Source organism: Antribacter sp. NEAU-D49 (genome assembly GCF_057158775.1).
The window spans coordinates 38,569-50,581 of the sequence record NZ_JBXTSN010000021.1 but is presented as its reverse complement, the minus strand read 5'-3'; the positions used below and the strand labels follow the sequence as shown (position 1 = coordinate 50,581).

General features: G+C 73.5%; 12 protein-coding genes and 1 riboswitch. Of the genes, 7 read left to right on the top strand and 5 right to left on the bottom strand.

The features are described from left to right. Nucleotides 1–10 precede the first annotated feature (10 nt). The 4 genes from AC060K_RS16030 to AC060K_RS16015 are packed head-to-tail and all read right to left on the bottom strand — an operon-like array spanning nt 11 to nt 3,563. Nucleotides 11–685, bottom strand: coding sequence for a TetR/AcrR family transcriptional regulator (locus AC060K_RS16030; RefSeq protein WP_483766404.1), 675 nt, complete (start codon nt 683–685; stop codon nt 11–13). A gap of 43 nt (nt 686–728) precedes the next feature. Next, complete coding sequence (locus AC060K_RS16025; protein WP_483766403.1) at nt 729–1,997, bottom strand: uracil-xanthine permease family protein; 1,269 nt, start codon at nt 1,995–1,997, stop codon at nt 729–731. 28 nt (nt 1,998–2,025) lie between these two features. After that, nucleotides 2,026–2,952, bottom strand: coding sequence for an LLM class F420-dependent oxidoreductase (locus AC060K_RS16020; RefSeq protein WP_483766402.1), 927 nt, complete (start codon nt 2,950–2,952; stop codon nt 2,026–2,028). Further along, nucleotides 2,949–3,563 (bottom strand): mycothiol-dependent nitroreductase Rv2466c family protein, encoded by a 615-nt coding sequence (locus tag AC060K_RS16015; protein ID WP_483766401.1) that lies wholly within the window; start codon nt 3,561–3,563, stop codon nt 2,949–2,951. Before AC060K_RS16015 ends, AC060K_RS16020 begins: the two co-directional genes overlap by 4 nt. A gap of 44 nt (nt 3,564–3,607) precedes the next feature. On the opposite strand from AC060K_RS16015, the gene AC060K_RS16010 reads away from it, so the two are divergent. From AC060K_RS16010 to AC060K_RS15980, 7 genes are all read left to right on the top strand, one after another. After that, nucleotides 3,608–4,357, top strand: coding sequence for a TetR/AcrR family transcriptional regulator (locus AC060K_RS16010; protein WP_483766400.1), 750 nt, complete (start codon nt 3,608–3,610; stop codon nt 4,355–4,357). 66 nt (nt 4,358–4,423) lie between these two features. Continuing rightward, nucleotides 4,424–4,549, top strand: a riboswitch (FMN riboswitch). A gap of 63 nt (nt 4,550–4,612) precedes the next feature. Next, the gene (gene pnuC, locus AC060K_RS16005) at nt 4,613–5,308 is read left to right on the top strand and encodes a nicotinamide riboside transporter PnuC (RefSeq protein ID WP_483766399.1); all 696 of its coding nucleotides are present in this window, start codon (nt 4,613–4,615) and stop codon (nt 5,306–5,308) included. Continuing rightward, the gene (locus AC060K_RS16000) at nt 5,305–6,483 is read left to right on the top strand and encodes a Gfo/Idh/MocA family protein (protein ID WP_483766398.1); all 1,179 of its coding nucleotides are present in this window, start codon (nt 5,305–5,307) and stop codon (nt 6,481–6,483) included. The genes pnuC and AC060K_RS16000 overlap by 4 nt, the downstream gene beginning before the upstream one ends. A gap of 32 nt (nt 6,484–6,515) precedes the next feature. Beyond that, nucleotides 6,516–7,748, top strand: a complete 1,233-nt coding sequence (locus AC060K_RS15995; RefSeq protein ID WP_483766397.1) for an acyl-CoA dehydrogenase family protein — start codon at nt 6,516–6,518, stop codon at nt 7,746–7,748. Between the two features lie 94 nt (nt 7,749–7,842). Further along, nucleotides 7,843–9,198, top strand: a complete 1,356-nt coding sequence (locus tag AC060K_RS15990; RefSeq protein ID WP_483766396.1) for a sensor histidine kinase — start codon at nt 7,843–7,845, stop codon at nt 9,196–9,198. Further along, nucleotides 9,186–9,842 carry a response regulator gene (locus tag AC060K_RS15985; protein ID WP_483766395.1) on the top strand — a complete coding sequence of 219 codons (657 nt, stop codon included), beginning with the start codon at nt 9,186–9,188 and terminating at the stop codon, nt 9,840–9,842. Before AC060K_RS15990 ends, AC060K_RS15985 begins: the two co-directional genes overlap by 13 nt. 11 nt (nt 9,843–9,853) lie before the next feature. Then, on the top strand, nt 9,854–10,750 hold the full coding sequence (locus AC060K_RS15980; protein ID WP_483766394.1) for a DUF4097 family beta strand repeat-containing protein: 897 nt from the start codon (nt 9,854–9,856) through the stop codon (nt 10,748–10,750). 1 nt (nt 10,751) lies between these two features. On the opposite strand, the gene AC060K_RS15975 is transcribed toward AC060K_RS15980, so the two are convergent. Continuing rightward, nucleotides 10,752–12,005 (bottom strand): Nramp family divalent metal transporter, encoded by a 1,254-nt coding sequence (locus tag AC060K_RS15975; RefSeq protein ID WP_483766393.1) that lies wholly within the window; start codon nt 12,003–12,005, stop codon nt 10,752–10,754. Nucleotides 12,006–12,013 lie beyond the last annotated feature (8 nt).

The following is a 12,013-nucleotide window of genomic DNA, read 5'->3' as shown; positions in this document are numbered from 1 at the left end:
TCTGTTGTCGTCAGCTTCCGGGTTCCGCGCCAGGAGCGCCGGGCGGGTCGGGGACGTACATCAGGTAGTCGTCGAGCATGCGCCGCGTGGTGAGGAAGCCCTCCGTGTACAGCTCCAGCGCCGGGAGGGCGATGCGGTCGAAGTAGGTGGTGACGACGCTCGTGAGGTCGTCAAGGGTCTCCGTCGGCGAGAGCACGACCTCGGCGAGGAGTGCGCCCAGCGAGCTCATGGTGAGATAGCGCGCCCGAGCCTCCTCGTCGACGCTCGGCTTGATCAGGCCCGCGGCGACGCCCTCCCGCAGGTACTCGACGGCGTCCTGGATCATGTGCTCCACGAACGCCCGGCCCACCGGGCCGCCGGCCTGGAGGCTGCGCAGCACATAGCCCACCAGCGGTGCGCGGTCGGCGACCGTCGCGATCTCCGCCAGGAACGTGGCCGGCCCGGACTGCGTCGACAGGACGTCGCGCTTGGCGGTCCGGATGAGGCCGAGCACGTGCTCGTCGCACTCCGCCCGGAGCCCGTCCTTGGACCCGAAGTGGTGCAGCACCAGCCCGGGGCTCACCCCGGCGTCGGCGGCGATGGTCCGGACCGGGACAGCGAACCCCTCCACCGCGAAGCGCGCCACGGCCGCGTCCCGGATCCGGGCGCGTGCCGTGAGGTCGCTACGGTCTGGGGCTGAACGCATGTTCAGCAGACTACTCATGCGTTCAGCCGCAGGGAAGCCCTGCTCAGCGTGTCGTGACGGCCGTGCCGCGCCAGCGGGAGACGGCCCGCATGAGGTGGTAGATCCCGAGCGCCGCGGCGGTGCCGAGGGCGATGCCCTCGAAGGTGAGCCCGCCGGCCACCCAGGTGTAGTTCGCGATGCCGATGACCAGCGGCACGGCGGCGGTGGTGAGGTTGACCGGGTCGGAGAAGTCGACGCGGTTCTGCACCCAGATGCGCGCGCCGAGCACGCCGATCATCCCGTAGAGCATGGTGGTGACACCGCCCAGGACGCCCTGCGGGACAGTGTTGATCAGCTCGCCGAACTTGGGCGAGAGGCTCAGCACGAGCGCGCCCGCGGCAGCGACCCAGTAGGCGGCGGTCGAGTAGACCCGGGTGGCCGCCATGACCCCGATGTTCTCCGCGTACGTGGTGGTGCCCGAGCCGCCGCCCACACCCGCGAGGGTGGTCGCGACGCCGTCGGCGAAGAGGGCACGCCCGGTCACGTCGTCGAAGTCCTGGCCGGTCATCGCGGCCACGGACTTCACGTGCCCCACGTTCTCCGCGACCAGCACGAGCACCACCGGGAGGAAGAGCCCGAGCACCGACAGGTCGAACGACGGCGCGGTGAACTGCGGCAGGCCGAACCACGCCGCCTCACGGACCGCCGTGAAGTCCACCTCGCCGCGCACCACGGCGAACGCGTAGCCCACCAGCACGCCCAGCAGGATGGAGAGGCGGCCCAGGATGCCCTTGAACAGCACCGAGATGAGGATCACGGCAGCGAGCGTCACCACGGCGGTGACCGGCGAGACCTTGAAGTTGTTCCAGGCGGCCGGAGCCAGGTTGAGGCCGATGAGGGCCACGATGACGCCCGTCACGACCGGCGGCATCACCACGTCGATCCAGCGCGCCCCGGCGAAGTGCACCACGGCGCCCACCGCCATGAGCGCCAGGCCGGTGACGAGGATGCCGCCCACGGCGACCGACTGACCGCCGGCCGCCGTGGCCGCGCCGATCGGAGCGAGGAACGCGAAGCTGGAGCCCAGGTAGCTCGGCAGGCGGTTCCCGGTGATCAGCAGGAACGCCACGGTGCCGATCGCCGAGAAGAACAGCGTCGTGGCCGGCGGGAAGCCGGTCAGGATCGGCACCAGGAACGTGGCGCCGAACATGGCGACGATGTGCTGCAGGCCGATGCCGATGGTGCGCGGCCACGTGAGCCGTTCCCCGGGGGCGACGACCTCGCCCGGCGCGACGCGCGCCCCGTCGCCGTGGGTAGTCCAGCCCAGCTTCATTCCGACTCCTCAGGGTTGTTCAGGGTGCTCAGCCGAGCTGCGGCCGCACCTCACGGGCGACCAGGTCCAGGTGATCGAGGTCGTGCAGGTCCAGCACCTGCAGGTAGACGCGCGACAGGCCGGCGTCGCGCAGGGCGACGAGACGCTCCGCCGCCTCCGCGACGGTGCCGGCGACGCCGTGCTCGCGGAGCTCCGCGGGCTCCCGGCCGATCGCCGCGGCCCGGCGGGTGAACTCCGCCTCGTCCGCGCCGACGGCGACCACGAGCGCAGCCGAGAAGGTCAGCGTCCCCGGGTCGCGCCCGGCGTCCTTGCACGCGGCCCGGATCACGTCGAGCCGTGCGGGGATGGAGTCGATCTCCGGGAACGCGAGGTTGAACTCGTCGGCGAACCGGGCGGCCAGCGCCGGCGTGCGGCGAGGCCCGCCGCCGCCCACGATCACCGGGATCTTCTCCTGCGCGGGCTTGGGCAGCGCGGGCGAGTCGGTCAGCGTGTAGTGCTCGCCCTCGAACGAGTACGTCGAGCCCACCGGCGTGCCCCACAGGCCGGTGAGCACCTCGAGCTGCTCCTCGAGCAGGCCGAAGCGCTTGGCCGGGAAGGGGATGCCGTACGCGGCGTGCTCGGCCTCGAACCAGCCGGCGCCGAGGCCGAGCTCGACGCGCCCGCCCGACATCTGGTCCACCTGGGCCACCTGGATCGCGAGGACGCCGGGGTGGCGGAACGTCGCCGACGAGACGAGCGTGCCGAGCCGCACGGTCGACGTCTCGCGGGCGAGCCCCGCCAGCGTGGTCCACGCGTCGGTGGGGCCGGGCAGGCCGTCGCCGCCCATCGCGAGGTAGTGGTCGGACCGGAAGAACGCGCTGAACCCGAGCGCCTCGGTCGCCTGCGCGACGGCGAGCTGGTCGTCGTAGGACGCGCCCTGCTGGGGCTCGGTGAAGATGCGGAGGTCGAGGGTCATGAGAACTCGGGCCTTTCGGTACGGCTGCGCTTGAGCTCGAAGAAGTGGGGGTACGCCGCGAGCGCCAGCGCCCCCTCGAAGATCCGCAGCGCGTCCTCGCCGCGGGGGATGCGGGTCAGCACCGGGCCGAAGAAGGCGACGCCGTCGACGTGGAGGGTCGGCGTGCCGACGTCCTCCCCGACGGGGGCCATGCCGGCCTTGTGGCTGAGGGCGAGGGCCTCGTCGTAGGCGTCGGAGCCTGCGGCGTCGGCCAGGGCTGGGGGCAGCCCCGCCTCGGCGAGCGCCGCGGCGGCGACGGACGCGTAGTCCGTGTCGCCCTGGTTGTGGATCCGGGTGCCGGCAGCGGTGTAGAAGGCCGAGAAGGCCTCGGGGCCGTGGTCGGCCTGGACCGCGGCGGCCACGCGGCCGATCCCGCGCGACGCGTCGATCTTGGCGCGGTAGTCGGCGGGGAGCTCACGATCCTTGTTGAGCAGGTACAGGCTCATCAGCTTGAACGTGAGCTCGACCTCGCGCTGCGCCGCGACCTCGAGGGCCCAGCGGGACGTGATCCAGGCGAAGGGGCACAGGGGGTCGACGTACACGTCGACGACGGGAACGGTTGACTCGGTCACGATCCGCACCCTAACGCGACCAGAGGCGCGGTAGCCTGCCTGGCATGACTGCCGTTCGTACTCACACGCACGCGCAGGCGGTCGACGCCGCGATCGACCTCTTCACCCGGCAGGGGTACGAGAGGACCACCGTCGAGGAGATCGCCGACGCCGCGCGCGTGAGCAGGGCGACGTTCTTCCGCCGGTTCCGCTCCAAGGAGGACGTCGTCTTCGCGGACCACGAGCTGCTGCTCGAGGAGGTGGTCGTGATGCTGGCCGCGACCCGCCCGGAGGCACGGCAGAGCGAGGAGTCGATGGCCGACGTCGGCCGCGCCTGGGACCCCGACGTGGACCCCTACCTGGAGGTCTGCCGGGCGGCCCGGATGGTGTTCGACCACCACGTGGGCCAGCGGGAGACGTCCCTGGCCCGCTACGCCCTGCTCCAGCAGGTGCCTCAGCTGCGCGACCGCGAGCTCGTGACGACGCACCGGTACGAGCGGGCCTTCACGCACTACCTGCGCGACACCCTGTCGCCCGACCGGTCCACGTCGACCGCGTCGATCGCGTTCGCCGCCTCGGTCGTGGCCGTGCACAACGCGATCCTGCGGCGCTGGCTCCGCAACCCCGGCCTGGACCTGCGGCCGGACCTCGAGGAGGCGTTCGCCGACCTGCGCCGTGCGGCGATCCTGGGCTCCGGCGGGACGGCTCCGGCGGGCGGCCAGGCGCCGACGGGCCGCCGGGTCGTCGTCGCCGTCGTGGACGCCGCCGCGGGCGCCGACGAGGTGGCCCGCGCCGTGCGCGACGCGCTCGGCTGAACGGCTTTCTCCCGCGGAATGCCGCCGTGGCATCCTGTGTTCCAGTAGTCGTTGTGCATCACGCACGCACGTGCTCCGGGGTCGGTGTAATTCCGAGCCGGCGGTGACAGTCCGCGACCCGCGCTTCGGTGCGGTTGACCTGGTGGAACTCCAGGACCGACGGTGAAAGTCCGGATGGGAGGAAGCACGTCGGCGCGCCCCTGCCCTGGGGCGTGCCGTTCCCCGGTGTCCCGTTGCGGCAGACCGGGAGGAACCATGGACATCATCCGCTGGCTGTTCGACGCCACGTTCACCGTCGGCACGGAGCACATCCTGTGGCGCGAGGTGATCGGGAACGCGTTCGGCCTCGCCTCGGCGCTCGGCGGCCTGCGCCGCAAGGTGTGGGCCTGGCCCGTCGGCATCGTGGGGAATGTGCTCCTCTTCACAGTGTTCCTGGGCTCGTGGTTCGGCGGCTCGCCGCTGCCCGACATGCTCGGGCAGGCGGGGCGCCAGGTCATGTTCATCGCCGTCTCCGTCTACGGCTGGGTCCGCTGGCGCCAGGCGCAGCAGGCCGACGGCGGCGCGGGGGCCGTCGCGGTGCACCCGCGGTGGGCGTCGTGGGCCGAGCGGGCGGGGATCGTCGTCGCGATGGCGGCCGGCACGTTCGGCTTCGCCTGGGTCTTCGGCCGGCTCGGCTCCTGGGCCCCGCTGCCCGACGCGTGGATCTTCATGGGCTCCCTCCTCGCCACCTACGGCATGGCGAAGGGGTGGGTCGAGTTCTGGCTGATCTGGGTGGCGGTCGACGCCGTCGGGGTGCCGCTGCTGCTCGCAGGCGGGTACTACGCGACGGCCGCGATGTACCTGTTCTACGGCGGCTTCACCCTCGTGGGCTTCTTCGTCTGGTGGCGGGTGAACCGCCTGGAGCGCCTCGCGTCGGCGGGGGCCGCGGACGGTGAGCCGGTGCGGGCGTGACGGGGCCCGCTCTGCCCGGCCGCCCCGTCCGGGTCGGGGTCGTCGGCTCGGGCTTCCGGGCCCGGACGATGCTGCGCGTGCTCCATGCTCTCCCGGGCCGCTTCGAGGTGGCGGGGGTCGCCACCCGCAACGCGGCCGACCGGGAGGCCCTCGCCACGTCCGGCCTCCCGGCGGCAGGCCTCCCGGGGCTGCCGGCCCCGGTGTTCGCCTCCCCCGACGACCTCGTGGCGGGCGGCGCGCCGGACTTCGTGGCGCTGACCCTGCCCGCGGGCGCGGCCCAGCCGGTGGTCCGGTCGCTCGCGGCGGCGGGTGTGCCCGTGCTCCAGGAGACGCCCGCCGCGGGGACCGTCCCCGAGCTGGCGGCGCTCCAGGAGCTGGTCGACGGCGGCGCGTGCATCCAGGTCGCCGAGCAGTACCACCTGGAGCCGCTGGTCTCCGCCCAGCTCGCGGTCGCCGCGTCGGGCCTGCTGGGTGCGGTGACCGACGCGCACGTGAGCGTGGCCCACGACTACCACGGCCTGTCGGTGCTGCGCCGGGCGCTCGGCGCCACCGCCGACGACGCGGTGATCACGGCCCGCCGCGACGTGCGCCGCATCGCCGCGAGCCCCGGCCGGGAGGGTGACCCCGAGGGCCTGTCGCTCGTCGGCACCGTGCACAGCACCGCGTGGCTCGACCTCGGCGACCGGCTCGGCGTCTACGAGTTCGACGACCAGCAGTACCGCTCCTGGGTGCGCTCGCCCACGCTCGTGGTGCGCGGCCCGCTCGGCGAGGTCCGCGACGAGACGGTCCGCTACGTCACCCCCGACGGCACCCCGGTCCGGTCGCGCCTGGAGCGGGTCGCCGCCGGCGGGGCAGGCAGCCACGAGGGTCTCTTCCTGCGCGGATACCTGTTCGAGGGCCGGTGGGCCGACCGGAACGACCTGCTCCCGGCCCGTCTCGCCGACGACGAGCTGTCGATCGCGCGCCTCTTCGACCGCATGGGCCGGCACGTGCTGGCCGGCGGCCCGGCGCCCTACGAGGTGGCCGAGGCAGCGCAGGACCAGTACCTCCAGCTCGAGGTGCGGCGGGCCGCAGAGACCGGCCTCCCGGTCCGGACGTCCCCGCAGCCGTGGGCGCACTGGCGCGGCTGCCCGGGCCACGGAGAGACACGCCCAGTGATACGCAGTCTCGCTTGACCTGATACCACGTACCGGCGCACGATGACTTCATGACGCAGACTCCTGGGGTGACGGCGCCCGCCTACGACGTGGCTCAGCCGCTCGACATCGACTTCGCCGGTGCGTTCGCCGGGATCACGGAGGAGGAGCGGGCCCACCAGCTCGCCGTCCGCCAGTTCGTGCAGGACGAGGTCCTGCCGGTCATCGACGGCTACTGGGAGCGTGCCGAGGTCCCCTTCGACCTCGTCAAGCGCCTGGCCGAGCTGGACTTCCTGCGCGACGGCGTGGACGTGCCCGGCCACCCCACGGTCAGCCTGATGGCCGAGGGCCTCGCCGCCATGGAGATGTCGCGCGGCGACGCGTCGGTCTCCACGATCTGCGGCGTGCAGGGCGGCCTGGCGCTGCGCTCGATCGTCATGCTCGGCTCCCCGGAGCAGGTGGAGCGCTGGGCCGAGCCCATGGCGCGCGGGGAGATCCTGGGTGCCTTCGCGCTGACCGAGCCCACCCACGGCTCGGACTCGGTGTCGCTCGAGACCACGGCCGTGAAGACGGTCCGGGACGGCGTGGAGGGCTACGTCCTCAACGGCGAGAAGAAGTGGATCGGCTTCGGTTCGTGCGGCGACATCACGGTGGTGTGGGCGCGCCTCGTCGGCGAGGGCGGCGACAACCAGGTGCACGGCTTCGTCGTGCCGCAGGACGCCCCCGGCTACACGGGCACCACCATCGAGGGCAAGGTGTCGCTGCGCGCCATCTGGCAGGCCCACATCCTGCTGGAGGACGTGTTCGTCCCGGCCGAGAACGCCCTCGTCGGCGCCCGGTCGTTCAAGGACACCAGCCGGGTGCTGTTCGCGACGCGCCTGGGGGTCGCCTGGTCCGCCGTCGGCCAGGCCGTGGCCTGCTACGAGGCCGCGGTGGCGTACTCGAAGCAGCGCATCCAGTTCGGCCGCCCGCTGGCGGCGAGCCAGATGGTGCAGGAGCGCCTGGCGAAGATGCTCTCCACCCTCACCCAGATGCAGCTGCTCGTGGCGCAGCTGACCCGTCTCGACGAGGCCGGCAAGCTCACCGGGCCGCAGGCGTCGCTCGCCAAGTACACGACCACGCGCGGGGCCCGAGAGATCGCCGCGTCCGCGCGCGACATGCTGGGCGGGAACGGCATCCTGCTGCAGAACCGGGTGGCCCGGCACTTCGCCGACATCGAGGCCCTGCACACGTACGAGGGCACCGAGAGCGTCCAGGCGCTCATCCTGGGCCGCGAGATCACTGGTCTTTCCGCCTTCGTGTGACCGTCCGTTCCCGCGGACCGGGGGTTAGCCCTACCCTCGGTCTGTGGGACCACCGGGTGCCCTTCCCCGCAGGCCACGGCCTACTGTCGGTCGCATGGAGAATCCCCGTGCCGCCGCCGAGGCACCCTCGCCGGACCTGGCGCTGGTCGCGCCCGGCTGGGCGTCCCGAGACGGCTTCTTCGCGGCGCCGTTCTCCCCGGCCACCTGGCGGGCCGTCGCCCAGGTCTGGGTCAGCTGGGCCTGGATGCTGACGGCCGGTCTCGTCGTGGTCGTCCTCGTCTCCGCCGGTGCCGGGGCCGTGCCCGCCCTGGGCGCAGGCCTGCCGCTGCTGGTGCTCGCCCTGTACGCCGCCCGCTGGTTCGCCGCGACCGAGCGCGCCCGCCTCCTGCTGCAGACCGGCGTGGACGTGGGGCGCCCGGAGTACCGGACGCCCCGCCGCGCCGGGGTCTGGGCCGCCTGGTGGACCGTCCTCACCGACGGCCGCACCTGGGCGCACGTCCTCTACGCGTTCGTGGGCGTCCTGCTCACCTCGGTCACGGCCGGCCTCTCCATGACCGCGGCCGGCGGGGCTGTGGCCTTCCTCCTGTTCCCCGGCTGGGGTCGGACCGACCTCGACCTCGGCCTCGACGACCAGCCGTTCGTCGTCGAGGCGGCCGGAGCGGTGGGCGCCGGGCTCGTCCTGACCTGGGTCGCCGCGCTCGCCGCCCAGGGCGGCACCCTGCTCCTGGTGCGCCTGGCGCGGACCCTGCTCGGCCCGTCGGCCTCGCAGGCGGCGCGCGCCGCGCAGCAGGTGGCCGAGCGCCGCGCCGTCGTGCTCCAGACCACCCGCACCCTCGCCGTCGACGCCGCCGACACAGAGCGCCGCCGCATCGAGCGCGACCTGCACGACGGCGCGCAGCAGCGCCTCGTCGCCCTGGGCGTCGAGCTCGGCAGCGCCCGGCGCCGGGCCGCCGCCGACCCGGAGGCCGCTGCTGCCGCCCTGGAGCACGCGCACCGCGAGATCAAGGAGACGCTCTCCGAGCTGCGTGACCTGGTGCGCGGCATCCACCCCGCCGTGCTCGCCGACCGCGGGCTCGACGCCGCGCTCTCGTCCCTCGCGGCCCGCAGCCCCGTGCCCGTCCGCGTCGACGTCCCCGACCCGGACTCCCTGACCCAGGCCGGCCCCACAGCGCAGGCCGCCGCGTACTTCGTCGTCGCCGAGGCCCTCACCAACGTGGCCAAGCACGCCGACGCGCAGAGCGCGGCGGTCCTTGCGGAGATCGTCCCGGGCGCGCCCTGCCGGCTGCGCGTCGTCGTGTCCGACGACGGCTGCGGGGGCGCCGACCTCGCCGCCGGCAGCGGGCTGCTCGGCCTGCGCGGCCGCGTGGCTGCCCTCGACGGCACGTTCCAGCTCTCGAGCCCTGCCGGTGCCGGCACCCGTCTCACCGTGGAGGTGCCGTGCGCATCCTGATCGCCGAGGACTCCGTCCTCCTCCTGGACGGGCTCACCCGTCTGCTCACGACCGAGGGGCACGAGGTCGAGGGCTTCCGCACGGCGGACGAGCTGGTCCACGCGCTCTCCGCGCCGGACGCCGTCCTGCCCGACGCGCTGATCACCGACGTCCGGATGCCGCCGTCCCACACCGACGAGGGCCTCCGTGCCGCGGTGCACCTCCGCAGCCTGCACCCCGACCTGCCTGTCCTGGTGCTCTCGCAGTACGTGGAGCAGCGCTACGCCTCCGAGCTGTTCGCCCGCGGCGCACGCGGCCTGGGCTACGTGCTCAAGGACCGCGTGGCCGACGTCGACGAGTTCCTCGACGCCCTCGCCCGCGTGGCCGCGGGCGGGACGGTCGTGGACCCCGAGGTCGTGACCCAGATCCTCACCCGGACCCGCCGCACGGGCCTGGACGCCCTGACGCCGCGCGAGCGCGAGGTGCTCGCGCTCATGGCCGAGGGCCGGTCCAACAGCGCCATCGCCGAACGTCTCGTGGTGGGCCTGCCCGCCGTCGAGAAGCACGTCACGTCCATCCTCGGGAAGCTCGGGCTCCCCCCGGACTCGGACGACCATCGCCGCGTGCTCGCGGTCCTGCGCTGGCTCGAGCACCAGCCCAACTGAAGGAGTCCCTCATGACCATCGTCGACAGTCCCCCCGACACGCGCCCCGGCACCACCCCGGGCGGACGCGTCCTCCTCTGGGTCGGTATCGGCCTCGCCGCCCTGGGCGCGCTGTGGGGTGCGCTCTTCGTCGTCGACCTGACGATGACCCGCACCGAGACCGTCCACGAGACCTACTCGCCTGTCGGCACCGTCGAGCTGGTCGCGGACGGCCACGTCACGGTCGTGGCGGCGGAGGGCGACATCGAGGTGGACCGGGTCGCCCGGCTCGGCCTCGTGAGCCCGGAGTTCCGGGCCGACGAGCGCAGCGACCGGCTCGTGCTGTCGCACGAGTGCCGCGGCTGGCTGTCCTGGCGGTGCTCGGGCTCCTTCGAGGTGACCGTCCCGGCGGACACCGAGGTGGTGGTCCGCACCTCGAACGGCCGCATCGAGGCGACGGGCCTGGCGCGCGACCTCGACGTGGCGTCGAGCAACGGGCGGATCGAGGTCACGGCGATCGACGGCGACGTCGCCGCCCGCTCGAGCAACGGCCGCGTCACCGTCCGCGACGCGAGCGGCGAGGTCGAGGCCACGTCGAGCAACGGGGACATCGAGGTCGTGGACGCGGGCGGCGCGGTGGTCGCCCGGTCGAACAACGGCGACGTCGCGGTGCGCGACGTGGACGGCGAGGCCGAGGCCGTGACGGACAACGGCGAGGTCGAGGTCGAGGGCGTGACCGGCGACGTCCGGGCCGAGAGCAGCAACGGCGACGTCACCGTGTACGGGACCGACGAGCCTGTGGCGCTGACGATCAGCACGTCCAACGGCAGCCAGGTCATCGAGGCGCCCACCGACCCGGCTGCCGACCGGACGGTGCGGATCACGAGCAGCAACGGCGACGTGTCGTACCTCGCCCGAGCCGCCGGCTGACTCAGCCGCCCGTGAGCGTGAGCCACAGCAGCGTCACGTTGAGCGCCACGATCACCGCCGCGACCACCCAGGCCACCGCCTGGGTGGTCGCGGCGTTCCGGTGCTCGCCCAGGAGGGCGCGGTCCCGGGTCAGGACCACGAGCGGGATCATCGCGAACGGGATGCCGAAGCTGAGCACCACCTGGCTCACGACGAGCAGCCACGTGGGCGACAGGCCCGTGGTCAGCAGCACGATCGCCGGGATCAGCGTGACGAGCCGGCGGGCGAGCAGCGGTACCCGCACCTTGAGCAGGCCCGCCATGATCTCGGCGCCCGCGTAGGCGCCGACGGAGGTCGAGGCGAGGCCCGACGCGAGGAGACCCACGGCGAAGAGCACGGCGATCACCGGGCCGAGGGTGCCCGCGATGGCCGCGTATGCCCCCTCGATCGAGTCCGTGCCCGCGGTGCCGCCCAGGTTCGCCGCGGCGAGCAGCAGCATGCCGATGTTCACGCCGCCCGCGAGCAGGAGCGCCAGTACGACGTCGTACCGGGTGGCCCGGAGGAGCTGCCGCACGCGGGTCTGCCCCGGCTCGGGCCCTTCCTCGGGGTGGTGCCGGTCGCGGGCGAGCGACGAGTGCAGGTAGATGGCGTGCGGCATCACGGTGGCGCCGAGCATGGAGGCGGCGAGCAGGACGGAGTCGGTCCCCGCGAGCCGGGGCACGAGCCCGCCGAGCACCCCGGCCGGGTCCGGCGGCGCGAAGAACAGGCCGGCGCAGAAGCCGACCGTGAGGATCACCAGCATCGAGGTGATGACCGCCTCGAAGGCCCGCTGGCCACGCCGTTGCTGGATCGCGAGGAGCAGGAGCGACACCAGACCGGTGATGAGCCCGCCCGCCACGAGAGGCACGCCGAACAGGAGGTGGAGGGCGATCGCGCCACCGATCACCTCGGCGAGGTCCGTGGCGGCCGCCACCACCTCCGCCTGCACCCAGTAGGCGAGCCGGGCCGGGCGTGGCAGCCGCTCCCCGAGCACCTGCGGCAGGGAGCGGCCGGTGACGACCCCGAGCTTGGCGGACAGGTACTGGACCAGCACCGCCATCGCGTTGGCCGCGACGAGGACCCACACGAGGAGGTACCCGAACCGGGCGCCGGCCGTGAGGTTCGCCGCCACGTTGCCCGGGTCCACGTAGGCGATCGCAGCGACGAACGCGGGGCCGAGGAGCATCACGAGGCGGGCGCCGTGCAGGCGGCGCGTCGCGATCGGGACCTGGTGCACTGATCCTC